The organism is Rhizobium binae, assembly GCF_017357225.1.
Lineage (GTDB): Bacteria > Pseudomonadota > Alphaproteobacteria > Rhizobiales > Rhizobiaceae > Rhizobium > Rhizobium binae.
Genome location: NZ_CP071604.1, coordinates 2,411,762 through 2,436,234 on the forward strand (window position 1 = coordinate 2,411,762; position 24,473 = coordinate 2,436,234).

Below are 24,473 nucleotides of genomic sequence, written 5' to 3' on the forward strand. Positions count from 1 at the left end.
CTTACTGAAACTCGAAGATTTGCCGGAAAACACCGGGCGCGATGATCGATAGCGGGTTGATCTGCAGGTTCGGCTGATCGAACTTGCCGGTCAGCTTGAAGGTGATGCCGATCAGGCCGCGGTCGCTGCCATTGCCGAGGATCACACCGATCAGCGGCAGTTCGGCGAACAGGCGATTGAGTCCGTATGCCGGCATGAAGGTGCCGGTCATATCCATATTGCCCTTGCGGTCGCGCACCACACCCTGGAAGGTCGCGCCGATCTGGTCGCCGCGCAGCACCCCGTTCTCGATACCGATCATGCCGTTGCGCGAGACGATGCGGGCAAAGCCGCGCTGGAAGCGTTGCGACGAAGTGTCGATGTCGCGTTTGACGGCCTCGTTGAGGCTGCGCTGCTCGTTTCCGACGGGTGTCGAGACGATCGAACGCAGGCGCTGCTCGTTGACGATCGAGAAACGGCGGACATCGAGCGAGCCGTCCCAGCCGCCCTCAGCCCCCAACCGGATCGCCAGATTGAGCAGGCCGCCCTGCATGTGCTGGTAGAGATCGGCGAAACGCGAGACTGCGCCGGCATCACCGCTGGTGATGTTGATGACGCCGCCGTCCTTCATCTGGCTGACAACGGCTTCGCCGCTGTCGGTGACGCCGGAAAAATTCAGGGCCTGCAACTTGTCGCCGCGCAGTGACAGCTGCGCCTGGAAGTTGCCGACCTTCTCGTCGTTGAAGCCGATGACATTTTTCAGCTTGGCGCGCACCGATACGCCGGTATTGTCGGCGTCCCCGCCAGCATCGTCGCCGGAGCCCGATTTCAACCGCGCGATAACCGGCCGCGCATCGGCGCTGTCGCCGGAGACGGAAACGTCGAAATTGCCTTTGCTGCGCTTCACCGACAGGGTGAAATCATCAAGCGAAGAGAGCTTGACGCTGTCGAAGTCGGCCGAAATCAGCCCCGCCTTGCCGACATTCAGCGCACCGCTGGCGCCGAAACCATCGCCCTTCAGCCGGAAGTTCCGGATCTGGATATTGTCGGTCGGGCCGGATGTTTCGAATTCGGCCATGGCGGCAATGCCGCTGCCCTTCGACCAGCCGATCCAGGGCAGTTCGAGCAGCGATCTGGTGAGATCCAGCTGGACGTCCTGCCGGTCCTCGTCGATCCGCGTCAGCACCATCTTCACGCTGCCGCCGACGATGCCGGAAAGACCGGGCACCAGCCTGTTGCGCTGCTCCTCGGAGAGCGTCGCGGTGATCACCCGCTGCCGCGCCGCGCTGTCGGACGCCTCGACCGGCTCGGTAAGGTCGATATCGGCCGGGACGCCGTCGATCTCAGCCTTGGCATCGAGTGTGATCTGTTTCGGGTTGCCGTTCAATGTGCCGTCGAGATTGCTGATCGTCCGGCCGGAAAACGGCTTGGCGAGATTGACGTCCGCAAGCTTCATTGCCGCCGTCCATTCGGCCGGCGGCGGGTTCTGCGAGGAGAGCAGACCGAAATGCGCCTTCACGTTCGCGTCGATGTGCCCCTTGAAATCGTCGGGCGTAAAGCCGGCGCGCTGCAGCACCTGGATCGGCTTGTAGGTCAGGAGCTCGCCGACGGCGTCCGCCGCACCCGATACCGCAAGATCGATATCGGCCATCAGCGGTTTGTCGTAGGCGGAGGGTATGACGAACGTTCCCTGCCCGAGTCTGACGGACCGGCCGGAGGGGAAATAGGAAGTGCCGCTCTTGATCGAAATCGTCGCAACAGGACCAGTCAGGTCGAAATGCGCCGCGGTATCGCGCACCGGCGGAATGTCACCGGCAACGTTCATCCGCGCGCCGGCAATGTCGAAGCCGATGCGGATCTGGTTGGCATCGAGCTTCAATCCCTTGCCGCCGGCTGCTTCGTCAAGCCGTCCGAACGGAATGAAGACGGATATGGCAGCGTCGGTGAGGGTGCCGCCGAAGAGATTGCCGTGCACCCATGTGCGCACCTTCGGCGCCATCCAGAACGGCCAGAGCTGCTTGATAGCCGTTGTCTGCAACTCTCTGGACTGGCCGGCGAAGCTGATTTCCGGTGACTCATCGCCGAGCCTGATGTGCAACGCGCCGTAAAGCGCGCCGAGCGGACTGGAAACGGTCATGTTGGGAAACAGGAATTCCCGGCCGGCGACCATATAACGTCCGGTCGCCTGAATATCGAAGGAGAGCGGCTGTTCGCCGGAACCGCCAGGCGCGGCGGTGCCGCCGCTGACAAGCAGGTCGATGCCGAAGCCCTTGCCGGCTTTGGGATCGAGCTTGTCGAGATCGATCAGCGCGCCGTTGAGGGGAACCGTGGTCGCGCCGAATCGGGCGTTCGACCGGGCGATCTCCAGCGTCTGCTTGGCGAAATCGTAGACCAGGTTGATTTGTCCGCCCGACAGTTCCTGCCGATCGCCATCCGCATAAATCAGGCCGGGATCGATATCGACCGTAGCGGCAAGCGCAGGCTGGACCCCGTCGCGTTCCCTGGTCGCCGACACCGTCAGGTCGGCGAAGGCGCTGAGCCCCTGCCGGATCACACCCTGATCATTGCGTTTCAACGCAAAGGGCGTGAGATCGGCGTGCTTGAGCGTCGCCACCACCTTCGACACCTGGCCGCCGTCCTTCTCGGCCAGCACGTCGAGCTCCGCCGCCTCACCGTTCAGTGCAACCTCGCCTGTCAATTGCAGCGAGGATGGTCCGGCATGCGCAAAGACGAGATTGTCGACGACGAGCGACAACGGGCCGGTTGCGGTATCGGCGAATTTGATGTCGATACCGGAGATGCGCACGGAATTGGTCGAACCGCGTGTGACGATGCTGTCGAACATGTCGAGCTGCGAGAAAATCTTCTCCATCGCCGCCGGCATCGCGTCGATGCGCAGATCGTCGAGCTTGACGGGGTTGCCGGAGGGCAGAAGCGCGGTATCGAGCGCGATATCCTCCGCTTCGATATCGGCGACGGCGATACGGCCGCGAAAAAGCTGCAGCGGATCGAGCCCCAGCCGCACCGAACCCGTGGTCGACAGGTGCTGGCCGCTTTGCTGGTCGATCATATTGACGTTGCGCGCTTCCAGCGCCAGCCGGAAGTCAGAGGTGAAGCGGATGTCGGCGGAGCCGACTTCGGCGCGGTAGCGCGGTCCGGCCACACCGTTCAGCGCCGCCTGCGCCTGCTGCGTCAGCGGCTTGTCGAACATGCCACTCTCGACGGTGAAGACGATGCCCCCGAGAATCAGGAGAATCAATCCCAGAAAGCCGCAGGTCAGCTTCGCCGTGCGTCGCATCGGCGAACGCGGCGGCGGGCAATGAACGATGATCGGATCCTCGGCCTGGGCGGACGGCAAGCGGTCCAGCGCAACGATATCCTTCTTGCGAAACGTGACCTTTTCGCCGCGGATGGCTGACATGCGCCCTCGGGCTCTCCTTTAAATCGAAGAATTGAACCCGGCCATGCTGGACGGGTTTCCGTCCACTATATAATTCGGGGAGAGAGAGTGTCATCCACAAACCCGGCAAAAGAAAGGTTTTCCCAATGGCGGTTCCCGGCATCGGTGCCCTGGCCCCCGATTTCAATCTTCCCCGCGACGGCGGCGGCCGTATCTCGCTTTCCGATTTTCACGGCAAGCCGCTGGTGCTGTTCTTCTATCCCAAGGATGACACAACAGGCTGCACCGCCGAATCGCTGGCTTTCACGGCGCTGGCGCCGGAGTTTGAAGCAGCCGGTGCTGCCGTGATCGGCATGTCGCCCGATTCGGTCGCCTGCCATGACAAGTTCATCAGGAAATACCGTCTTTCGGTGGCGCTTGCCTCGGACGAAGAGAAGACAACGCTGCAGGCCTATGGCGTCTGGAAGGAAAAGAGCATGTACGGCCGCAATTTCATGGGCGTCGAACGCACCACTTTCCTTATCCGCCAGGACGGCACGATTGCCACGATATGGCAGAAGGTGAAAGTGCAGGGTCATGCCGAAACCGTGCTCGAGGCCGTCAGGAATCTGGCCGCGTGAGCAATGATCTCGCCATAACCTCACTACGCGGCGGCGCGATCGACGCCATCCGCTCGGCCGATCTCGACCGCAAGACAGCCCTTGCGCAGGAAAGCGCCATCCGCTGGTTCGCCCGCCGGGTGTCGCTGCGCTCGCCGCTCGACGCTTCCCTGCCGGAGAGGCCCGGTCGCCCCGAAAAACCAGTGCTGACGCCGCCGACCCAGGTAGAGAAGCGCTCGCTGCACACGCTGAAAGGCCGCATCGCCCTGCTGCATGCCATCGCGCATATCGAGCTCAACGCCGTCGACCTGGCGCTCGATATCGTCGCGCGGTTCGCCATCGAGCCGGTGCCGAATTCCTTCTTCGACGGCTGGATGCAGGTCGCCTTCGAGGAGGCGAAACATTTCCGCATGGTGCGTGCGCGCCTCAACGATCTCGGCGCCGATTACGGCGATCTCCCCGCCCATGACGGGCTCTGGCAGGCCGCGCACTCGACGCGTAACGACCTGACGGCAAGGCTCGCCGTCGTGCCGCTGATTCTCGAAGCCCGCGGCCTCGACGTCACACCGTCGCTGCAGGCCAAAATGCGCGAGACCGGCGATCTCGAAAGCGCTGCCGTCCTCGACGTCATCTATAACGACGAGAAAGGCCATGTCGCCGTCGGCGCCAAATGGTTCCGCTTCCTCTGCGCGCGGGAAAAGCGGGACCCCGCAAAGGCCTTTCAGGAGCTGGTGCGCGCCAATTTCCGTGGACCGCTGAAGCCGCCGTTCAACGATCTCGCCCGTGCAGAAGCAGGTCTGACGCCATCCTTCTACCGTTCGCTCGCGTCGATCAGCCACGCCTAAGGTGATTGATTTTCTGACGTAAATGACGGCCGTGAAAGCATTCATTAACCATAACGGTGTCTAATTTCCGAAAGAGGCGTAGAGCATCAATCGGGAGAGCCTGCGTGAACAGCGGACATCAGCACCGGGTATTCGGCAGGCGGGCACAGGAACACATCCTCATCCTGGCAAGCGGCGACAAGGTGCGCCACGTGACGGTCCGGCCATGGATGGCGGCACTGGCCTTCTGCTTCGTCGGCGTCTTCGCGATCGGCTACCTCCTGGCGACCTCCTACCTTGTGCTGCGCGACGACCTGATCGGCGCCACCATGGCGCGTCAGGCCCGCATGCAGCATGACTACGAGGATCGCATCGCTGCTCTTCGCGCGCAGGTCGACCGCATCACCTCCCGCCAGCTTCTGGACCAGCAGGTGGTCGAGGACAAGGTCGACAAGCTGATGGAGCAGCAGATGGCGCTGACCTCGCGCCACGGCAAGCTCGACAACCTGCTCGACCGCGCCGAAAGTTCCGGCCTGACGGAAAAAGACGGCGCCCTGCCCGCTCAGTCATCACCCGTGCAGTCCTTTGCTCCCGATATCAAGGACAAGCGCGCCTCCCTCACCGGCGGCATTGAAGCGATCGAGAGACAGCTGGCGAGCGGCGCGCCCGCCGACGCGACGCCCGACAATTCGACTCTTGCCTATGTGCCTTCCGCCGAGACGGTCGGCGACCGCGCCGACCGGATCTTCTCCAAGGTGACGCTGTCGCTGAAGGATGTCGAGCAGGACCAGCGCAATCGCGTCGAGCAGCTGACGAATGACGCCGGCAACGCCGCCAGCGCCATCGAGACCGTGCTGACCCGCTTCAAGATTCCGGTGCCCGAGGAGACGGCCGCCGCCAGGCAGGAGGAAGAGAGCGCCGTCGGCGGCCCTTATCTGGAACCCGAGAGCAACGACGACTTCAACAATTCGCTGGCCGCCCTCGACGGCGCGCTGACCCGGCTGGAGGCCGTGCGCAGCACTGCCGAGTCCCTGCCCTTCCGCAATCCCGCCATCGGCAAGGAAGTCACCAGCCCCTTCGGCAACCGCCGTGACCCGTTCCTCGGCCGCCTCGCACTCCATTCCGGCATCGACTTCCGCTTTTCGCCGGGCGAGAGGATCCGCCCGACCGCCCCCGGCACGGTCATCACCGCCGGCTGGACCGGCGGCTACGGCAATATGGTCGAGGTCGACCACGGCAACGGCATCTCGACGCGCTATGGCCATATGTCACAGGTTCTCGTCAAAGTCGGCGACACGGTCGGCTGCAACGATGTCATCGGCCTTGCCGGCAGCACCGGCCGCTCAACCGGTACCCATCTTCACTATGAAGTGCGTCAGAACGGCCAGGCGGTCGATCCAGTATATTTCATGAATGCCGGACTTAAACTCGCCGCCTACATCAAGTAATACCCACCCGGTAACCATCGCATCACTCTGCATGGAGTGCGGCCTCTCTATTTCTTGACTTGCCGGCCATTCGGGGCTATGTCGCGCTGCATTGCGGCATGCAATCCCGCCGACTCGTTCAGAGCTCGGCCGAACCGGAACGGAAACAGTTTTCCCTTTGACGACATTCGCTGACCTTGGCTTGAGCCAAAAAGTGTTATCCGCTGTTACCGACGCGGGCTATACGATCCCCACACCTATACAGGCGGGAGCCATTCCCTTTGCGCTCGAGCGCCGCGATATTTGCGGCATCGCGCAGACAGGCACCGGCAAGACGGCGTCCTTCGTATTGCCGATGCTGTCACTTCTGGAAAAGGGCCGCGCCCGCGCGCGCATGCCCCGTACGCTGATCCTCGAGCCGACCCGCGAGCTCGCCGCTCAGGTCGCCGAGAATTTCGAGAAATACGGCAAGAACCACCGTCTGAACGTCGCGCTGCTGATCGGCGGCGTGTCCTTCGAAGACCAGGACCGCAAGCTTGAGCGCGGCGCCGACGTACTGATCTGCACGCCCGGCCGTCTGCTCGACCATTTCGAGCGCGGCAAGCTGTTGATGAGCGGCGTCGAGATCCTCGTCATCGACGAGGCCGACCGCATGCTCGACATGGGCTTCATCCCCGATATCGAGCGCATCGCAAAGCTCATTCCCTTCACCCGTCAGACGCTGTTCTTCTCGGCGACCATGCCGCCGGAAATCCAGAAGCTCGCCGACCGGTTCCTGCAGAATCCGGAACGCATCGAAGTGGCAAAACCGGCTTCGGCTGCCAAGACGGTCACGCAGCGCTTTGTCGCTTCGCACAGCAAGGATTACGAGAAGCGCGCCGTTCTGCGCGAACTCGTCCGTGCCCAGACGGAACTGAAGAACGCCATCATCTTCTGTAACCGTAAAAAGGACGTCGCCGATCTCTTTCGCTCGCTTGAACGCCACGGCTTCTCCGTCGGCGCCTTGCATGGCGACATGGATCAGCGCTCCCGCACGACGATGCTCCAGAGCTTCCGCGACGGCAATCTCCAGCTGCTGGTTGCTTCCGATGTCGCCGCCCGCGGCCTCGACATTCCCGATGTCAGCCACGTCTTCAATTTCGACGTGCCGATCCACTCCGAGGATTATGTCCACCGCATCGGCCGCACCGGCCGTGCCGGCCGCTCGGGTGCTGCCTTCACGCTCGTGACCAAGCGCGACACCAAATTCGTCGACGCGATCGAGAAGCTGATCGGTGAAAAGGTCGAATGGCTGAATGGCGATCTGAACTCGCTGCCGCCTGCCGAAGAAGGCAAGGACAGTGACCGTCCGCGCCGCAACGGACGCGAGCGCAGCGACAAGGATCGTGGGCGCGGACGCGGCAATCGCGGCGCTGCGAGTCATAAATCTGACAACGACATCCGGGATAATGACGTCCAAGTGATCGAAGCAGCACCAGCAAGGGCCGAAGTCTTGAAGAACGAGCGCAAAGCAGAGCAGAAGCCGCAAAACAATGCGCGCAACAATCGGCCCTACCCGGCAAACGACGACAGCCGCGACCGCCGCCGTCATCGCGATCACGACGACGGCCCGACCCCCGTCGGTTTTGGCGACGACATCCCGGCCTTCATGCTGATCGCCGGTAGCGCCAAGGTCTGAACGTCCGATGGGCAGGCCCGGCCTTGATTTCCCGGGCCTCGGCGTTGGTCTGGTGATCCTGCGAGACGACAGGATCCTGCTCTACAAACGGGTGAATCCGCCTGAAGCCGGCTACTGGAACATTGTCGGCGGCAAGGTGGATCACATGGAGCCGGCTGAAGAAGCCGCGCGTCGCGAGGCCGAAGAAGAAACCGGCCTCAAGATCGGCCGGATCGAACGGATCGGCGTGACCGAACAGATCATTGATGCCGACCGCCAGCACTGGATGTCTATTCTTTATCTCGCCCGCGACATTGACGGCGAGCCGCAATTGACCGAACCGGACAAGCTTTCGGATTTCGGCTGGTTTGCCTTGACGGATTTGCCCATGCCGCTGTCGGCCTTCACCAGGGCGGCAATAGCAGCTTTGCCGGCTGCCGAACGCGGTTAGAGCCTTTCCTGGTTAGATTGAAGCATTCTGTTGGCTCAAACGGAGTCGGATGGTCGACCGGCCGGCGCGCGTCGTAGCCCAGCTCTAGCCGGCTGACGCACTGATCGCTTCGCCATGGCGAAGCGGTGCGGCCCGCAGGCCGGGCATCTCTAGCCAGGATCAGAGGCGATCGGCTCGGACGTACCGAGGGGTAGGCCCGTCGCCGATCGCCTCTGCCCTGACGAAAACCTGCTTCGGCGGAATGGTTCAATCTAACCAGGAAAGGCTTTAGCCCTCGGCGCGTAGCGCCGCCTCATAGGCAAGCCTTACCCATTTCGCCATCAGATCGGGATCGTCATAGGCCTCTTCGGGAATCGACCAATAGGGCATCTTCACCGGCTTGCCCTTCTTGCCATCATAGGCCCATTGCGTGGCGCCGGCGGCGGCAAATTCCGGGGCACTTGTCTCATCGGCCTTCAGCAGCATCTCGTCGCGCACTTCGACTGCAATGATGCGCCCGAGGTGATAAATGCCTTTGCCGCCGAACATGCGCTTGATCGTGACGGGGCCGAGCCCCTGAAACATTTCCTCGATCCCGGCATTGTCCATTCTCTATTCCCTTGAAATTCCGGCTGTTGCGATCACAGCGTGTGATAATCCCGGTTCATGTAGATGAGCGCCGGGTGCTTCTCGCTGAAGCGGACGGCCGCGACTTCGCCGAAGATGACGTTATGGGTCGGCATCTCTTTGATGTCGGTCACCCGGCAGTCGAAGGCGGCAAGCGCATCGGCAAGGACCGGCGCACCGGTGACGAGCCTGTCGAAGCGAGCGCTGACGAAGCGCTCCTCATCGGTAAGCGCGGTGCGTCCGGAGAAAGCGTCGGCGACGCCCTGGTGGTGAGCGCCGAGCGTATTCAGCACGAAGATGCCGCTGCGGAAAAATATCTCGTTCTTCGGATTGGTGTTGTTGAGGCAGATCAGGACCGAGGCCGGATTATCCGAGACCGAGCAGGCGGCGGTGATGGTGACGCCCCGGCGGATGCCTTCCATCGCCGTCGTCACGAGTTGCACATGGCCGGCATAACGGCTCATGGCATCCCGATAAAGGCCGGGGTCGATATGCTGCCTGTTCAACACCTGCTTCTCCGTGCGCTGTTCTGCCGACTGCATACATCCATAAATCGGAATCGATTTGAGGACAAAATACGCAGCAATTCATAGTGCTGCAGCGTCCATTGCGTCACCGAAAGGACGCCCTGCGCTGCAGTTCGACTTTCCATCGCGCCAATATGGCGAGCATGGGTTACCTTTTCTACAATAGGACCGATGAAAAGCATGGAGTTACGCTTGTTTTTCTTTGACGATCGCTGCCTTGCGGCTAAAAGGGCATGGACGATGGCTAGGGATCTCCGCCTTTCATGATCTACATGCGTGGCATAGCAGCCGTTTTGATGCTGCTGGGAGCGGCGGCGCAAGGCTATGCGGCCGGCGTGACGATCGGTGTCGTCGCACCCCAGAATGGCCCGCTCGCCCTGCTCGGCGCCCAGATTGCCGCCGGCGCCGGTTTCGAGATCCAGCAGTCGGGCAACACGCTCGTCGCCGTCAACGAAACCTGCGAGGACAATAGCGGCGCGGCCGTCGCCGATGCGCTTGTCGCCGCCAAGGTGCAGATCGCCGTCGGCTTTCTCTGCAGCGAGACGCTGGAGGGCGCCCTGCCGAAGCTGAAGGATGCGCATATCCCGGCGATCACCGTCTCCGTACGCTCCCGCATCCTGATGGAGGATGCGCTGAAAAACGGCTGGCCGTTCTTCCGCATGGCGCCTGCCGATGGCGCCGAGGCTGCAAAGATCAATGAAGTGATCCTGAAGGACTGGGCTGCCGATCCGATCGCCCTGATCGAGGACGGCACTATTCACGGCCGCGAACTGACGGAAGCGGTGCGCAATACGCTGGAACAGAACGGCTTGAAGCCGGTCTTCACGGATAACTATCGTCCGGGGCAGGAGCAGCAGATCGCTCTTGTCCGCCGGCTGAAGCGGGCCGGCGCCACCCGGGTCTTCGTCGGCGGCGACCGTAACGACCTCGCCGTCATCGCCCGCGACGCCAAGGCCGAGAACATTCCGCTCTCCATCCTCGGCGGCGACGCCATGCGCGCCGCCGATCAGCCACTGCCGCTCGAGCCCGGCGTGCGCGCCGTCGCCCTGCCCGAATATGCCGTTCTGCCGGAAGCCGCGGCGACGGCCGAAACGTTGCGCGCCAAAGGGATCGAGCCGGAAGGCTATGTCCTGCCGTCGCTGGCGGCGGCACTGATTGCCGGCCAGGCAGCCGAAGCCGCCGCGGCGGCCGGCAAGCCCCTCCAGGAGACGCTGCTTGGCGCGACATTTCAGACCCCGGTCGGTGCCGTCGCCTTCACCGGCACGCATGAACTGTCGCAAAACCCGTACCGCCTGCTTGAATGGCGCGGCAACGGCTTTTTTCCACCGGGTGCGCCGACGCAATGAGCGGCCGCCAGCCTGAATTCCGGCACCGTGCTCGCATGGCGCCCATACGGGAGTAAGACTTGATGACGCTGCCCATTCGCATTGCCCCCTCGATCCTCGCGGCGGATTTCGCCAGGCTCGGCGAGGAGGTGCGCAATGTCACCGCCGCCGGAGCCGACTGGATCCACCTCGACGTGATGGACGGGCATTTCGTGCCGAACATCTCCTTCGGCCCCGATGTCATCAAGTCGCTGCGCGCCTACACTGACGCCACCTTCGACTGCCACTTGATGATCTCGCCGGTCGACGATTATCTCGAAGCTTTCGCCAAGGCCGGCTGCGACCGCATCACCGTCCATGCCGAATCCGGGCCGCATCTGCACCGGTCGCTGCAGACCGTCCGCAATCTCGGCAAGAAGGTCGGCGTGACGCTCAATCCGGCAACCCCGCTCAGCGCCATCGAGAACGTGCTCGACGATGTCGACCTCATCCTCATCATGTCGGTCAATCCCGGCTTCGGCGGACAGAAGTTCATTCCGGCAATGGCAGCCAAGATCGCAGCGGCAAAGTCACTGATCGGCGACAGACCGATCGAGCTCGAGGTCGACGGCGGCGTGACGGTGGAGACGGCGCCTGATATCGCCCGCGCCGGGGGCAACGTCCTCGTGGCCGGCTCGGCAATTTTCAAGGGCGGTACGGTCGACAGCTACCGTAGGACCGTCGCCGAATTGCGTCAGGCAGCCGAAGGGGCACGAACATGAAGAAGCGTCTGATCATTGGCGGCACGCTTGCCACCGCATTGGCCGGCCTGCCCGGCTTGTCACTGGCCGGAGACATTGCCAGCATCCAGCCGATCGGTTTTTCCGCCGACGGCAAGGTCTTCGCATTTCAGGAATTCGGCATCAAAGAGAACAGCAAGACTCCCTATTCGGAAACCTATTTCATCAATACCGACAGTGGCCAATATCTCGAGGGCACCCCCTTTCGCACCGAACTGACGGATAAGGACGCCAATCTTTCCAAGGCCCGCCGCCAGAACCTGACGGCGGCGCGCAGCCAGATGGATAAGTACGACCTTCTGACAAATCCGGGTCTGATTGCCGCCTTCAACCCGCCAACCGAGCTCGGCTCGCCCTCGAAGACGCTTCGCTACACCACACTCGCGATCGATGGGCCGCCGAAGACGCCCTATACGCTCTCACTCGGCGAGATGCCGGTGCCGCCGCCGAAGGAATGCGCAACAGTCGACAAGCGGGTCCTCGGTTTCAACCTGCAGATGATCGAGAAGGAAGGTGTCCCGAACCGTCAGGCGGCGCGGCAGGCAACGGCTGTTCCGGCCGAGCGCACATGCTCGGTCGAATTCAGGATCGGCGGCGCGGTGGTCTACCAGCCGGAAGGCGGAAATCAAATTCACATTGCGCTCGTCCTCGCCTTCGATGCTGAGAGGAACGGGCGCTGGATCGCCGTCCCGGTTCATCCCTGAGCCGGGATCATTCCAGAGTGGAGGGCCGGAGGAGCCGCATGCGAGCGGCATTGCCACCCTACCCCGATCTGGTTGCCGGCGCGCCGCTCTGGGGCATGCAGATGCTCGTCTCCGCCATGCTCGGCCTTTATCTGCGCAACGGCCTGGAGACGAGCCGCCTTGCCGAAGTCGCCGCGCTCTATTTCCTCGGCGGTCTGCTCGCCTGGCCCTTTGCTTTGCCGACCGCCCGCTTCCTCGCCTATGGCAAGCCGCCGGAGGCGCGTTTCGCCGCCTTTTTCGTGACGCTGATCGCGGCCACGATCGCGATGACCGCCTTCCTCTTCGCGATGGAATATCGGATCTTTTATTCGCGCTGGCACGCGCCCTTCGGAAGCGGCATCTGGATCTTCCAGTTCATCTTCACCAGCATCAGCGCCGTCTACCAGTTCCTGGTGATCGGCCTGCGCCTTTTCCTGCCGCTCGGTCTCGTCTGCCTTGTGGTCAACAGCTATTATCTTGCCAAACGCATGCGTTGAGATTGCCGCCCGTCTTTGCTACAGGGGCGCTGAAGCAATATCAGCAAAAGTGTTCCAGCAGTCTTGCGCCCGAAATTGCGCAAAAACAAAACATTGATGCTTAAACCTCTCGAAGTGAAGGCAGCCGCCCATGATCCCGCGTTACTCCCGGCCCGAAATGGTCGCCATCTGGTCTCCTGAAACCAAGTTCCGCATCTGGTTCGAGATCGAGGCGCATGCCTGTGACGCGCTGGCCGAACTCGGCGTCATCCCGAAGTCGGCGGCAAAGACCATCTGGGAAAAAGGCGGTGCGGCCACCTTCGACGTCGCTCGCATCGACGAGATCGAAGCGGTGACCAAGCATGACGTCATCGCCTTCCTGACGCACCTCGCCGAGATCGTCGGCCCGGATGCACGCTTCGTCCACCAGGGCATGACCTCATCCGACGTGCTCGACACCTGCTTCAACGTCCAGCTGGTGCGCGCCACCGATATTCTGATCGCCGATCTCGACCGGCTGCTCGCAGCGCTGAAAACGCGCGCCTTCGAACACAAGGACACCGTCACCATCGGCCGCTCGCACGGCATCCATGCCGAGCCGACCACCTTCGGCGTCAAGCTGGCGCTCGCCTATGCCGAATTCGAGCGTTGCCGCCAGCGCCTCGTCGCCGCTCGCGAGGAAGTCGCGACCTGCGCCATATCGGGCGCCGTCGGCACCTTCGCCAATATCGATCCGCGCGTCGAGGAACACGTCGCCGCCGCACTCGGCCTGAAGGCCGAGCCGGTCTCGACCCAGGTCATCCCGCGCGACCGCCACGCCATGTATTTCGCCACCCTCGGCGTTGTCGCCTCCTCGATCGAGCGCCTGGCGACCGAAATCCGCCACCTGCAGCGCACCGAAGTCCTGGAAGCCGAAGAATATTTCTCCCCCGGCCAGAAGGGCTCTTCGGCCATGCCGCATAAACGCAACCCGGTGTTGACCGAAAACCTCACCGGCCTTGCCCGCATGGTCCGTTCCTACGCCCTGCCGGCGATGGAGAACGTCGCCCTCTGGCACGAGCGCGATATCTCCCACTCCTCGGTCGAGCGCATGATCGGCCCGGACGCCACCGTCACCCTCGACTTCGCCCTCTCGCGCCTCGCCGGCGTCATCGAAAAGCTCTTGGTCTACCCGGAGAATATGGAGAAGAACCTCAACAAGTTCCGCGGTCTCGTCCACTCTCAGCGCGTTCTCCTGGCGCTGACCCAGGCCGGCACCTCCCGCGAAGACGCCTACCGCCTGGTCCAGCGCAACGCCATGAAGGTCTGGGAACAGGGCAAGGATTTTCTGGAGGAGCTGCTGGCCGATGCTGAGGTCAGGGCTGCGCTTTCAGAGGAGGATATTCGGGAGAAGTTCGACATTGGGTATCACACCAAGCATGTCGATACGATCTTCCGACGGGTGTTTGGGGAAGCGTGAGCTGCGGGCCAGGGGTCGAAGGCGATAGGTCGGTGCGAAAGAAGTTCAAGAGGTATTCGATCGACTACTCCACATCGACACTGCCGAGGAGCGCACCGAATAGGGACATGTTTCGTCATCGATCGTCGAACTGCACAGAAAAGACCACCACCGCCGTCACGCGCGAGTTCCTCCTGTTGCAGCCGTTCCCTACAAGATGACACCGTGCTCACTGCCAATGGGATCCAGTTCACCACGCCACACGAACACCGCTGTGCACAAGTCCTTCGTTGCACATTCGAAAAGAAGCTATCCATCGCGGCGATCTACGCGCACGCCCGTTCACCTTCTCTAGCGAACCTCGATCCTGCCACACGTTTCTATTCTCAGGGCCGGACCGCTGCAGGTAGCAATGCAAGGAAGAGCGCGCCGGGTGTACGTGGGTTGCAGCATATAGAAGGCAGTGGTTCAACGATTGCGCTGCGTTGAAGCAATGGCTTATCTCGCAAGGCGTTCAGGGCTAAGTGTGTACGGCGGAAATCGCCAAAATGACAGTGACCTTGCCCCAAGTTTTATCCAGTTTTGAGTTCGCTCCAGCGGTTTTGGGTTGCTGTATTCGGGGCGGTGGCGGCGGGTTGCGGTGCGGAGCCATTTCGGCTGCGCAGCATCGCATCACGTCGCGGGTGTTTTAATCGCTGCGCCAGTTTGAGAGCGCTGATCGAGCTTGGGTCAGTGATGAGAAGAGAGTTTCATTCAAGAACTCGTCTCGCAGCCGCCCATTGATGGGGAAGACGGCCCCGATCCGAACCGATTGGTCGGAGGCCACGGTCGCCCATGTGCTGGTTTCCAAATACGCCGATCATCTGCCGCTTTACCGGCAGGCTCAGATCATGAGTGCCAGGGCGTTGATCTCGACCGCTCCACGCTCGCCGATTGGGTCGGCCGGGCAGCTTATGAGCTGCGGCCTGTCTTTGACGCCTGATGGCGGACCTGAAGCGGTCAACCAAGCTCTTCATGGATGAGACGCGTGCTCCGGTTCTCGATCCCGGCTCCCGCAAAACCAAAACGGGATACTTCTGGGCGCTGGCTCGTGATGACCGACCCTGGAATGACGGCGCACCGCCGGGCGTGGCCTTTACCTACGCACCCGGTCGCGGCGGGCACCATGCCGAACGGATATTGCAGGGCTTCACCGGCATTCTGCAGGTCGATGGCTATGCCGGATACAACAGACTGATTACGCCAGAGCGGACTGGTCCCGATATTCGTCTTGCCTATTGTTGGTCCCACGCTCGGCGCAAACTCATCGAGATCACGCGCAACGGATCAGCACCCATTGCGGAAGATGGCGTGAAGCGGATTGGCGAACTCTATCGGATCGAGGCGGAATTGCGCGGCCTCGATTCCGAGGCCCGGCTTGCTGGACGGCGCGAACGATCTGCGCCGCTCGTCGCCGACATGCAGACCTGGCTCATGCATCACGGCGCTCGTGTAGCGACAAAGTCCCCACTCGGCGAAGCCCTGGCTCACATCGCCAAATACTGGGAGGGTCTCCAGTTCCACCTGGCCGACGGTCGCATCGAGATCGACAACAACAGCGTCGAGCGGACCATCGGACCAATTGCGCTCAATCGCAAGAATGCCCTCTTCGCCGGACACGATGCCGGGGCCGAGAACTGGGCGACAATCGCCTCGCTCATCAAGACCTGCAAGCTCGATGCCGTTAACCCATTCGCCTATCTGACTGCGACGCTGAGGCCATCGTCAACGACTACAAGTAGAACAGGGTCGATGAACTTTTGCCGTGGAACTATCCGACACAGACAGCCGGAAAGTCCTGTCGGTAAGAAGATAGTGGTTGTAGCATCATGACCTGTGGTAGTTCATGCGCATGATCAACAAGAGACACCACCTTTGGCCCGGCGTCCCGCTCGCTTTGGGTTCAGCCGTTCTGTTTGGGGCCTCCGCGCCACTCTCCAAGCTGCTCATGGGGTCAATCGATCCCTGGCTGTTGGCAGGAATTCTATACTTGGGAGCCGGATTTGGCCTCGCCATCCTCAGTTCAGGCCGCCGCCTGATCGGACTGCCAAATGTCGAGGCTCCACTCCAAGGAACAGATACTCCCTGGTTGTTCCTGGTCGTTCTGTTTGGGGGCGTGCTCGGTCCGCTGCTTTTGATGCTGGGACTTGCTCGCACCTCGGCATCGTCGGGTTCGCTGCTGCTCAATCTCGAGGGATTGGCGACCATGGGCATTGCGTGGCTTGTCTTCCGTGAGAACGTTGATCGGCGACTATTGCTGGGTGCAGCCGCCATTCTTGCAGGCGCTGTGCTTCTGTCATGGAACGGCGGCAAACTCCAACTCGATGTTGGTGGCCTGCTTATCGCGGCAGCATGCTTGTCATGGGGCATCGACAACAATCTCACGCGCAAGCTGTCATCGGCTGATCCAGTCCAAATCGCGATGATCAAAGGGCTTGTCGCCGGTGCGACCAATCTCGTGTTAGCCATCCTGTTTGGCGCATCCCTGCCTAGCCCCGCTCTTGTCTTGGCCGGTGCTTTCGTTGGCTTCCTCGGCGTGGGTGTCAGCCTTGTGATGTTCATGCTAGGGCTTCGACATCTTGGGACCGCTCGGACAGGAGCCTACTTCTCGCTGGCTCCCTTCATCGGCGCGGCTCTTGCAGTGCCTGTTTTGGGCGAATCTATCACGATTCAGCTCATTGGTGCGGGAACCCTCATGGGGATTGGCTTGTGGCTTCATTTGGCCGAGCGCCACGACCACGACCACTTACACGACGCGCTGGAGCACGAGCACTCGCATGTCCATGACGAGCATCACCAGCATGTCCATGACGGACCATTCAATGAACCGCATTCACACTGGCACAGGCACGAACCGCTTCGGCACAAGCACGCACATTACCCTGATCTGCACCATCGTCATTCACATAAATAGCGCCGGTGCGGAAATCCTGGACGTCAATGGTCGGCCGCATGTGTGTGCGGCACACCGCTTACCGCCCAATTCCCTGAAGAAAAATGGCAGATGACCCAACGTCAATCCGACAAAATAGGCCTGACAAAACAATTCGACCTGTGGTTCTCTGAGGAAGGAGTTGTTCATTTTTCCCTCCGGAAATCTGTGTTTACCGCCTGAGTGTGTTTTCGACTCGCGAAATGGCGGGTAACACACGAAAATCCCTATTAACGATATGAATCCTATTTAGGAATTCGGCTTTTCTCAAGCGGCCGTTGCTTTATCTTTGGGGCTTTAGCGTTCGCGGGGCGTTTACGCGCCTCGTTCTTTTTCGGCGTAGACGCCTCTACGGCCTCCGTTGTTCTGCAAGCCTCGGTCTCGCCCCGGCCCTTGGCAGCCTTGGCGACCAGTTCATCGAGGCGTTTCAGTTCCTCCTCGTCGAGATTTTCGATGCCGATGAAGCGGTTCTCCGCATGACTTGTCAGGATGATTTCGTTGAGCTTCGCCTGGATCGCCCGCGTGTCGCGCGTCTGCGCGTTCTGCAGCACGAAGACCATCAGGAATGTGATGATGGTCGTGCCGGTGTTGATGATCAGCTGCCAGGTTTCCGAATAGTCGAAGAAGGGCCCGAGCAAAGCCCAGATGATGACGATGCTCAGCGCCAGGATGAAGATGACGGGCTTGCCCGCCCATTCTGATGTCTTGGTTGCGAAGCGGGCAAACAGATGCTTCATCGTTCTCTCTGAAATATCCTTCGGAGCCACATTTAAACTCCGAGGCAGGTTCGAGGTTCCCCGGAGAAACGAAACCCGAAATCCCCGAGGGGGCAAGGCCGTGGCTACGCGGTCTCCCGCGCAATCAGCTTGCGGTAGAGATGCCAGGTCGCATGGCCGAGGATCGGGATGACAAGCGCAAGTCCGGCAAAGACCGGGATCGTGCCGATGACGAGGAGTGCAGCGACGATCAGACCCCAGAGGAGCACCGGCACCGGATTGACGATCGTGGCGCGGATCGAGGTCACAACGGCGACCACCGCCCCGACATCGCGGTCCAGCAGCAGCGGGAAGGTGATCACAGAGATAGCCAGCACCACCAGCGCGAAGCCGAAGCCGATGAGATTGCCCCAGATGATCAGCTGCAGGCCTTCAGCCGTACCGAAAACCTGGCGGGTGAAATCCGTCATGGTGCGCGGAAACACTTCTCCCAGAAGATTGGTGTAAAGCGTCTGCGCCGTCACCAGCCAGACGACGAAAAGCGCAAAAAGCATCAGTCCGACCGCGACGATCGAAGGCAGTGCCGGCGAATGGCGCACTTCGAGTGCATGCGTCCATGACGTATCGAGGCCTTCCTCGCGCCGGCGGCTGATCTCGTAAAGGCCGATCGCCGCGATCGGTCCGATCAGCACAAAACCGGACATCAGCGGGAAGACCATCGGCAGAAGGTTGGCGCCGGAGGTCCATAGCGTCAGGAACACGCCTGCGATCGGGTACATCAGGCACAGGAAAACATAATGCGAGGGTTTTTCCTTAAAATCGTCGAACCCACGCTTCAATGCGTCGAAGACGTCAGCAATGCCAATACGATTGACGACGGGCCGCGCGACGCTGTCGCTGGCACCCGTCATGACATGAAATGCCGCCATGGCTTTCTCCTCCTCAGCCGAGAGCTAGTCGGCAGCGGCACGCATCGGCGGGCAAGCCGATACGAAATCCGCAACCGGCACTGGAGCAATATAACAAATATCAAGGTGCATGTCGCTCTCTCCTTGATGCCCCTCTTGACATCTTCGATAGGCTTTCTCACATCGGCGGCACTATGAAAGCCTCAGACGCAGATATCCTCATCATCCCTGGCTATACCAATTCCAGCCCGGGCCATTGGCAGAGCCGCTGGCAAGCGAAACTCAGCACGGCGCGGCGCGTCGAACAGACGGAATGGACGAAGCCGGTCCGCGAGGACTGGATCGCCCGCATCGCCGAGGAGGTGAACGCCTCGACCCGGCCCGTCGTGCTTGTCGCCCATTCGCTCGGCGTGCCCTCGGCGATCCACGCCATCCCGCTTTTCCGCAACCGGGTGGCGGGCGCCTTCTTCGTCGCCCCGCCCGATGTCACCAATCCCGACATCCGCCCGAAGCATCTGATGACCTTCGGCCCCTACCCGCGCGATCCGCTGCCCTTCCCGTCGATCACGGTCGCCAGCCGCAACGATCCGTTCGGCAGCTATGAGCATGCCGACGATATGGCCAGCAGCTGGGGCTCTTTTCTCGTCGATGCCGGCGAAGCGGGACATATCAATGCCGATTCCGGTCACGGTCCCTGGCCAGAGGGCACGATGGTCTTTGCGCAGTTCCTCAGCCGTCTCTCCGCTGATTGAGGAAAACCGCCTTCTCGTTAATTCAGAAATTGCTTTCTAAGTCTTTCTTAATGGAAAGACAGCAGACTGCGCCCGAGATGAATAAGCGAGAATGCCCGTGAAGAAAGCCCATCCAGAGGCCGAAAGCCCGCAAGGCGATGCCGAACTGGCGGAACGGGAGAGCCGATGGAACCATGCACTGGTCGGCTCGGGCCTTGGCGTATGGGATCACAACTACCGTCTCAACCGGAAATATTACTCGCCCACATGGAAAACCATTCGCGGCATGGCGCCCGACGAGGAGGTCGCCGGCGATTACGATGCCTGGCTGCAGCTCGTCCATCCCGACGATCGCGATTTCGTCGCCCATGCCATCGAGCGCCAGAACGCCGGCGATCCGGATTATCAGATCTTCCAGTATCGCGAGCGCCACAGGGACGGCCACTGGGTCTGGATCGACTGCCGCGGCGCCTGCGTGGAATGGGACGAGAACGGCGTGCCGACGCGCGTCGTCGGCACGGATATCGATATCACCGCTCGCAAGGAAGCCGAGGAGACGCTGTCACGCCTGTCCCGCCGGCTCGACCTGGCGCTGGAGATTTCCCGCATCGGCGTCTTCGAGGCCGATATCGAGAATGATACGGTCGAATGGGACGATCGCCTCATCGCCATTTACGGCCTGCAGGGCGCCTCGCACCAGATTGCGGGCGATGCCTGGGCGAAAAGCCTGCATCCCGACGACCGCGAGCGCGTGCTCGGCCTGGCCGGCCGCAGCGTCGAAAGCGGCAGCGATTTCCAGCAGGAATATCGCATCATCCGGGGTGACGGCGTCGAACGCATCATCCGCGCCCGTTCAGCCTTTTTCGTCGATGGCAACGGCCAACGCAAGCTGATCGGCGCCAACTGGGACGTCACCGAGGACGTCGCGCTGCGCAATGAGCTGCAGCGCGCCAAGGATCTGGCCGAGGCCCGCAACCGCGAACTCGAAGCCGCCAAGGAGAGCATCGAGCGCCTGGCCCTGCATGATTACCTTACCGACCTGCCGAACCGGCGTTATCTGGACAAGATGCTGGACGAGCGCTCGGCCGAATGCCGCGCCAAGGGCCTTGCGCTGGCAATCCTCCATATCGATCTCGACCGCTTCAAGCAGATCAACGACACCCTTGGTCACCGAGCCGGCGACGCCATGCTGCAGCACGCGGCGAATGTGCTCAGACACTCCGTTCGCGCCGCCGATTTCGTCGCCCGCATCGGCGGCGATGAATTCGTCATCCTCTGCGCCGTCGACCCCGCCTCGAAGAAGATCGGCAGCCTTGCTCAACGGATCATCCGCGAATTGCGCAAGCCCGTCAGATACGAGGGGCACGACTGCCGGTTCGGCGCCAGCATTGGCATCGCCGTCGATAATGGCGCCAGGCTCGACGCCAAGCAGATCCTGCTCGACGCCGATATCGCGCTCTATCGCGCCAAAGGGCTTGGCCGCAACCGCTTCGAATTCTTCTCGGCATCGGCCCGCCGCGATATCATCTCGGCCAAGCGGCTCGCCGACGAGATCCTGATCGGCCTCGAGCGCCACGAATTCGTGCCCTTCTACCAACTGCAATTCGATGCCCGCACGCTCGATGTCACCGGCGTCGAGACGCTCGCCCGCTGGCAACACCCCCGGCACGGGTTGCTGACGCCCGACCGATTTCTCGATATCGCCGAGGATCTGGACGTCGTCTCGACGATCGACGCGCTGATCCTGGAGCGCGCGCTGGCCGACCGTCGCGCCTGGATCACGGACAGCTTGTCGGTCCCGAAAATATCGGTGAACGTTTCCGCCCGCCGGCTTGCCGATCCCGATCTCGGCAAGAAGCTCCGCGCCCTGAAGATAGAACCCGGCGCCGTCGCCTTCGAACTGCTGGAATCGATCTCGCTCGACGATTGCGACGAGGCGGTGGCGGCCAACCTCAAGAAGCTGCGCAAGCTCGGCATCGACATCCAGATCGACGATTTCGGCACCGGCCACGCCTCGATCGTCAGCCTGCTGCGCCTGAGCCCGAAGACGCTGAAGATCGACCGCGAACTGATCCGCATGCTGCCGCAATCGGCCGAGCAGCGCAAACTGGTCGGCTCGATCATCGACATCGGGCGCTCGCTCAACATCCTGGTCATCGCCGAGGGCGTCGAAACGGAGGACCATATCCGCATTCTTGATGAACTCGACTGCGACATGCTGCAGGGCTACGCGCTCGCCCGGCCGATGCCGGCCATGCAGATCCCTTCCTTTGTCCGCGCCGGCAGCTGGCGGCAGGGGCAAACCGCCGCTCGGGCCCTGCAGGCCCATCTTAGCCGCGAGCTGCCAAGCAGAGCGACCAAATAAAACCTGTATAATCGCCCCGCCTTTTCGCCTTCATTCCACCGTAGGGGAAAAGGCGCTAAACTCGTCTGGGGAATCCATTCGATTCCCTTGGCGGTATTCCGTAAAATCCGGGAGCCGAGGCCACGAAATCCGGAAACCGGGGCCAGAAACCCCGAAACCGGGGAAGGAGCGACAGCCGGATTGTGAAACTGACTCTTTTCCTTTAAGGGGACGCCACGAGATCGATCCACTCGCGCTATCCCAAGAGCGCCAACAACAGAGAATGACCACGATGAACCGTCGCCGCCGTATCTACGAGGGCAAGGCAAAGATTCTGTATGAGGGTCCGGAACCGGGCACCTTGATCCAGTTTTTCAAGGACGATGCCACCGCCTTCAACAAGAAGAAACATGAAGTCATCGACGGCAAGGGCGTCCTCAACAACCGCATTTCCGAATATATCTTCAGCCATCTGAACAAGATCGGCATTCCCACCCACTTCATCCGCCGGCTCAACATGCGCGAGCAGTTGATCAAGGAAGTGGAGATGATCCCGCTGGAGATCGTCGTGCGCAATGTCGCAGCCGGTTCGCTTGCAAAGCGCCTCGGCATTGAGGAAGGCGTTGTCCTGCCGCGTTCGATCATCGAATTCTACTATAAATCCGATGCACTCGACGATCCGATGGTTTCAGAAGAGCATATCACCGCTTTCGGCTGGGCCAATCCGGCCGAGCTCGACGACATCATGGCGCTCGCCATCCGCGTCAACGATTTCATGACCGGTCTTTTCCTCGGCGTCGGTATCCAGCTCGTCGATTTCAAGATCGAATGCGGCCGCCTCTTCGAAGGCGATATGATGCGCATCATCCTCGCCGACGAAATCTCGCCGGACAGCTGCCGGCTCTGGGATATCGAAACTCGCGAGAAGATGGATAAGGACCGTTTCCGCCGCGATCTCGGCGGCTTGCTCGAAGCCTATTCCGAAGTCGCGCGCCGTCTCGGCATCATCAATGAAAATGAGCCTGTGCGCGGCACCGGCCCGGTTCTCGTCAAGTAAGGCAGGATAGACAAAGTGATCAAGGCTCGTGTCACCGTCACGCTGAAAAACGGCGTTCTCGATCCGCAGGGCAAGGCCATCGAAGGCGCGCTCGGCGCCCTCGGCTTCTCGGGCGTCGGCCATATCAGACAGGGCAAGGTCTTCGACCTGGAGCTCGATGGCGCCGACAAGGCGAAGGCCGAGGCCGATCTCAAGGCGATGTGCGAAAAACTGCTCGCCAACACCGTGATCGAGAACTACGCGATCGCGATCGACTGACGATCGCAAACCGTCGGCCGACGGACTTCGAGGATTTGGCGCGTCATGACGAAAGCAAAGCTGGAGACGGAAGTCTCGAAATATATGAGCTATGTTTTGCGTCATGCGCCGGAAGCCGCGGGCTTGATCCTCGACGCCGAGGGCTGGGTCTCGTTCGATGCGCTCGAACAAGCGGTGGCGTCGAAATATGACGTTTCCCGCGCCGATATAATCGAGATTGTCGAAAACAATCCGAAGAAGCGCTTCTCGCTCGCCGATAACAGAATTCGCGCCAACCAGGGTCATAGCGTCGAGATTGATCTCGCGCTGACCGCGGTCGAGCCGCCTGCAGATCTTTTCCACGGCACATCCGCGACCGCCTGGCACTCGATCGAACGCGAGGGCTTGAAGAAGATGCTGCGGCACCACGTGCACCTGTCGGCGGATGTCGAAACCGCGAAAATCGTCGCGATGCGCCGCAAGGGCAAGCATGTCATCCTTCGCGTCGACGCTGCCCGCATGTTTTCAGAGGGTCATTCTTTCTTTGTCTCCGACAATGGAGTATGGCTCACCGAAAGCGTTCCAGTTCAATATCTTTCGCCAGACGCAGGGACCCCATGAAATCAGCTGTCGTTCAACTTCCGGGCCTCAACCGCGACCGCGACATGATCGCAGCCCTGACCAAGATCTCCGGCCGCGAGCCGGTGACGATCTGGCAGACAGAAGCCGAAATCCCGGATGTCGACCTGATCGTCATTCCCGGCGGCTTCTCCTATGGCGACTATCTGCGCTGCGGCGCGATCGCCGCCCGCATGCCGGTCATGCAGGCGATCATCGACAAGGCTGCAAAGGGCGTGAAAGTGCTCGGCGTCTGCAACGGTTTCCAGATCCTCGTCGAAGCCGGCCTGCTCCCCGGCGCGCTGATGCGCAATGCCTCGCTGAAATTCGTCTGCCGCGAGATCAAGCTCGAGGTCGTCAATGCCGAGACGGATTTCACCCGCGCCTACGCGCAGGGTCAGATCATCCGCTGCCCCGTTGCCCATCATGACGGCAATTATTTCGCCGACGAAGGAACCCTGGCGAAGATCGAGGGCAATGGCCAGGTCGTCTTCCGTTATGCCGAGGGCACCAACCCCAACGGCTCGCTTAACGATATCGCCGCCGTCATGAACGAAAAGGGTAACGTGCTCGGCATGATGCCGCATCCGGAAAACCTCATCGAAGCCGCCCATGGCGGTTCGGACGGCCGCGGCCTCTTCGCTTCGGCGCTCGACGTCATCGCCGCCTGAGCCCAACCTC

At 61.4% G+C, this 24,473-nt stretch carries 22 protein-coding genes and 2 pseudogenes; 18 read left to right on the forward strand and 6 right to left on the reverse strand.

The features are described 5' to 3' along the window. Window position 1: 1 nt before the first annotated feature. A complete protein-coding gene (locus tag J2J99_RS11860; RefSeq protein WP_168297025.1) occupies window positions 2–3,400 on the reverse strand; it encodes a YhdP family protein in 3,399 nt (1,132 codons plus the stop codon). Between the two features lie 125 nt (window positions 3,401–3,525). Between J2J99_RS11860 and J2J99_RS11865 the strand changes: the two genes are divergently transcribed. The 5 genes from J2J99_RS11865 to J2J99_RS11885 all read left to right on the forward strand — a co-directional run bounded on the left by J2J99_RS11865 (window position 3,526) and on the right by J2J99_RS11885 (window position 8,337). Further along, a complete protein-coding gene (locus J2J99_RS11865; RefSeq protein ID WP_168297024.1) occupies window positions 3,526–3,999 on the forward strand; it encodes a peroxiredoxin in 474 nt (157 codons plus the stop codon). Further along, window positions 3,996–4,823, forward strand: coding sequence for a ferritin-like domain-containing protein (locus J2J99_RS11870; protein ID WP_168297023.1), 828 nt, complete (start codon window positions 3,996–3,998; stop codon window positions 4,821–4,823). The genes J2J99_RS11865 and J2J99_RS11870 overlap by 4 nt, the downstream gene beginning before the upstream one ends. A 104-nt stretch (window positions 4,824–4,927) precedes the next feature. Beyond that, window positions 4,928–6,250 carry a M23 family metallopeptidase gene (locus J2J99_RS11875; RefSeq protein WP_168297022.1) on the forward strand — a complete coding sequence of 441 codons (1,323 nt, stop codon included), beginning with the start codon at window positions 4,928–4,930 and terminating at the stop codon, window positions 6,248–6,250. A gap of 157 nt (window positions 6,251–6,407) precedes the next feature. Then, entirely contained in the window at window positions 6,408–7,907 is a 1,500-nt protein-coding gene (locus tag J2J99_RS11880; protein ID WP_168297021.1) for a DEAD/DEAH box helicase, read from the forward strand. A 7-nt stretch (window positions 7,908–7,914) separates the two neighbouring features. After that, entirely contained in the window at window positions 7,915–8,337 is a 423-nt protein-coding gene (locus J2J99_RS11885; RefSeq protein WP_168297020.1) for an NUDIX domain-containing protein, read from the forward strand. A gap of 267 nt (window positions 8,338–8,604) precedes the next feature. On the opposite strand, the gene J2J99_RS11890 is transcribed toward J2J99_RS11885, so the two are convergent. Then, entirely contained in the window at window positions 8,605–8,925 is a 321-nt protein-coding gene (locus J2J99_RS11890; RefSeq protein WP_168297019.1) for a TfoX/Sxy family protein, read from the reverse strand. 32 nt (window positions 8,926–8,957) lie between these two features. Beyond that, window positions 8,958–9,452 carry a flavin reductase gene (locus J2J99_RS11895; RefSeq protein WP_168297018.1) on the reverse strand — a complete coding sequence of 165 codons (495 nt, stop codon included), beginning with the start codon at window positions 9,450–9,452 and terminating at the stop codon, window positions 8,958–8,960. Between the two features lie 281 nt (window positions 9,453–9,733). Here J2J99_RS11895 and J2J99_RS11900 point away from each other — a divergent pair, with 281 nt between their 5' ends. From J2J99_RS11900 to purB, 5 genes are all read left to right on the forward strand, one after another. Then, complete coding sequence (locus J2J99_RS11900) at window positions 9,734–10,816, forward strand: ABC transporter substrate-binding protein (protein ID WP_168297017.1); 1,083 nt, start codon at window positions 9,734–9,736, stop codon at window positions 10,814–10,816. A 62-nt stretch (window positions 10,817–10,878) separates the two neighbouring features. Beyond that, window positions 10,879–11,556: a ribulose-phosphate 3-epimerase gene (rpe, locus tag J2J99_RS11905; protein WP_168297016.1), complete on the forward strand. Its 678-nt coding sequence runs from the start codon at window positions 10,879–10,881 to the stop codon at window positions 11,554–11,556. Next, window positions 11,553–12,278, forward strand: coding sequence for a DUF2259 domain-containing protein (locus tag J2J99_RS11910; protein WP_168297015.1), 726 nt, complete (start codon window positions 11,553–11,555; stop codon window positions 12,276–12,278). Before rpe ends, J2J99_RS11910 begins: the two co-directional genes overlap by 4 nt. 38 nt (window positions 12,279–12,316) lie before the next feature. Then, a complete protein-coding gene (locus tag J2J99_RS11915; RefSeq protein ID WP_168297014.1) occupies window positions 12,317–12,793 on the forward strand; it encodes a hypothetical protein in 477 nt (158 codons plus the stop codon). 130 nt (window positions 12,794–12,923) lie between these two features. Then, window positions 12,924–14,231, forward strand: coding sequence for an adenylosuccinate lyase (gene purB / locus J2J99_RS11920; protein WP_168297013.1), 1,308 nt, complete (start codon window positions 12,924–12,926; stop codon window positions 14,229–14,231). Between the two features lie 551 nt (window positions 14,232–14,782). Here the strand turns inward: purB and J2J99_RS11925 are convergent. Beyond that, window positions 14,783–15,045 (reverse strand): annotated as a pseudogene (locus J2J99_RS11925) (integrase core domain-containing protein); the annotation flags it as partial. Here J2J99_RS11925 and tnpC point away from each other — a divergent pair. Together tnpC and J2J99_RS11935 are read left to right on the forward strand one after the other, a co-directional pair. After that, window positions 15,026–15,991: pseudogene (gene tnpC, locus J2J99_RS11930) on the forward strand (IS66 family transposase); the annotation flags it as partial. The pseudogenes J2J99_RS11925 and tnpC sit on opposite strands and share 20 nt — an antisense overlap. Window positions 15,992–16,101: 110 nt before the next feature. Then, entirely contained in the window at window positions 16,102–17,163 is a 1,062-nt protein-coding gene (locus J2J99_RS11935; RefSeq protein WP_168297137.1) for a DMT family transporter, read from the forward strand. A gap of 263 nt (window positions 17,164–17,426) precedes the next feature. Here the strand turns inward: J2J99_RS11935 and J2J99_RS11940 are convergent, their stop codons facing one another. Together J2J99_RS11940 and J2J99_RS11945 are read right to left on the reverse strand one after the other, a co-directional pair. Beyond that, on the reverse strand, window positions 17,427–17,918 hold the full coding sequence (locus J2J99_RS11940; protein ID WP_168297012.1) for a low affinity iron permease family protein: 492 nt from the start codon (window positions 17,916–17,918) through the stop codon (window positions 17,427–17,429). Between the two features lie 104 nt (window positions 17,919–18,022). Next, entirely contained in the window at window positions 18,023–18,826 is an 804-nt protein-coding gene (locus J2J99_RS11945) for a DUF2189 domain-containing protein (RefSeq protein WP_168297011.1), read from the reverse strand. Window positions 18,827–18,999: 173 nt separating this feature from the next. Between J2J99_RS11945 and J2J99_RS11950 the strand changes: the two genes are divergently transcribed. From J2J99_RS11950 to purQ, 6 genes are all read left to right on the forward strand, one after another. Further along, a complete protein-coding gene (locus tag J2J99_RS11950; RefSeq protein WP_168297010.1) occupies window positions 19,000–19,557 on the forward strand; it encodes an alpha/beta hydrolase in 558 nt (185 codons plus the stop codon). A gap of 91 nt (window positions 19,558–19,648) precedes the next feature. Continuing rightward, a complete protein-coding gene (locus tag J2J99_RS11955; protein ID WP_168297009.1) occupies window positions 19,649–21,901 on the forward strand; it encodes a putative bifunctional diguanylate cyclase/phosphodiesterase in 2,253 nt (750 codons plus the stop codon). A 271-nt stretch (window positions 21,902–22,172) separates the two neighbouring features. After that, window positions 22,173–22,937 carry a phosphoribosylaminoimidazolesuccinocarboxamide synthase gene (gene purC, locus J2J99_RS11960; RefSeq protein WP_004676256.1) on the forward strand — a complete coding sequence of 255 codons (765 nt, stop codon included), beginning with the start codon at window positions 22,173–22,175 and terminating at the stop codon, window positions 22,935–22,937. Between the two features lie 15 nt (window positions 22,938–22,952). Continuing rightward, window positions 22,953–23,195 carry a phosphoribosylformylglycinamidine synthase subunit PurS gene (gene purS, locus J2J99_RS11965; protein WP_010017683.1) on the forward strand — a complete coding sequence of 81 codons (243 nt, stop codon included), beginning with the start codon at window positions 22,953–22,955 and terminating at the stop codon, window positions 23,193–23,195. Window positions 23,196–23,240: 45 nt separating this feature from the next. After that, entirely contained in the window at window positions 23,241–23,795 is a 555-nt protein-coding gene (locus J2J99_RS11970) for an RNA 2'-phosphotransferase (protein ID WP_168297008.1), read from the forward strand. After that, window positions 23,792–24,463, forward strand: a complete 672-nt coding sequence (gene purQ, locus J2J99_RS11975; protein ID WP_168297007.1) for a phosphoribosylformylglycinamidine synthase subunit PurQ — start codon at window positions 23,792–23,794, stop codon at window positions 24,461–24,463. The genes J2J99_RS11970 and purQ overlap by 4 nt, the downstream gene beginning before the upstream one ends. The last annotated feature ends 10 nt before the right edge of the window (window positions 24,464–24,473 follow it).

Excerpts from the sequence above, each read along its gene's own strand:
- purB (WP_168297013.1), top strand. The coding sequence starts at position 12,924 with ATGATCCCGCGTTACTCCCGGCCCGAAATGGTCGCCATCTGGTCTCCT.
- J2J99_RS11890 (WP_168297019.1), bottom strand. The coding sequence starts at position 8,925 with ATGGACAATGCCGGGATCGAGGAAATGTTTCAGGGGCTCGGCCCCGTC.
- rpe (WP_168297016.1), top strand. The coding sequence starts at position 10,879 with ATGACGCTGCCCATTCGCATTGCCCCCTCGATCCTCGCGGCGGATTTC.
- purQ (WP_168297007.1), top strand. The coding sequence starts at position 23,792 with ATGAAATCAGCTGTCGTTCAACTTCCGGGCCTCAACCGCGACCGCGAC.
- J2J99_RS11935 (WP_168297137.1), top strand. The coding sequence starts at position 16,102 with ATGATCAACAAGAGACACCACCTTTGGCCCGGCGTCCCGCTCGCTTTG.
- J2J99_RS11910 (WP_168297015.1), top strand. The coding sequence starts at position 11,553 with ATGAAGAAGCGTCTGATCATTGGCGGCACGCTTGCCACCGCATTGGCC.
- J2J99_RS11945 (WP_168297011.1), bottom strand. The coding sequence starts at position 18,826 with ATGGCGGCATTTCATGTCATGACGGGTGCCAGCGACAGCGTCGCGCGG.
- J2J99_RS11950 (WP_168297010.1), top strand. The coding sequence starts at position 19,000 with ATGAAAGCCTCAGACGCAGATATCCTCATCATCCCTGGCTATACCAAT.
- J2J99_RS11970 (WP_168297008.1), top strand. The coding sequence starts at position 23,241 with ATGACGAAAGCAAAGCTGGAGACGGAAGTCTCGAAATATATGAGCTAT.
- J2J99_RS11865 (WP_168297024.1), top strand. The coding sequence starts at position 3,526 with ATGGCGGTTCCCGGCATCGGTGCCCTGGCCCCCGATTTCAATCTTCCC.
- J2J99_RS11940 (WP_168297012.1), bottom strand. The coding sequence starts at position 17,918 with ATGAAGCATCTGTTTGCCCGCTTCGCAACCAAGACATCAGAATGGGCG.
- J2J99_RS11900 (WP_168297017.1), top strand. The coding sequence starts at position 9,734 with ATGATCTACATGCGTGGCATAGCAGCCGTTTTGATGCTGCTGGGAGCG.
- J2J99_RS11915 (WP_168297014.1), top strand. The coding sequence starts at position 12,317 with ATGCGAGCGGCATTGCCACCCTACCCCGATCTGGTTGCCGGCGCGCCG.
- J2J99_RS11885 (WP_168297020.1), top strand. The coding sequence starts at position 7,915 with ATGGGCAGGCCCGGCCTTGATTTCCCGGGCCTCGGCGTTGGTCTGGTG.
- J2J99_RS11860 (WP_168297025.1), bottom strand. The coding sequence starts at position 3,400 with ATGTCAGCCATCCGCGGCGAAAAGGTCACGTTTCGCAAGAAGGATATC.
- purC (WP_004676256.1), top strand. The coding sequence starts at position 22,173 with ATGAACCGTCGCCGCCGTATCTACGAGGGCAAGGCAAAGATTCTGTAT.
- J2J99_RS11955 (WP_168297009.1), top strand. The coding sequence starts at position 19,649 with ATGCCCGTGAAGAAAGCCCATCCAGAGGCCGAAAGCCCGCAAGGCGAT.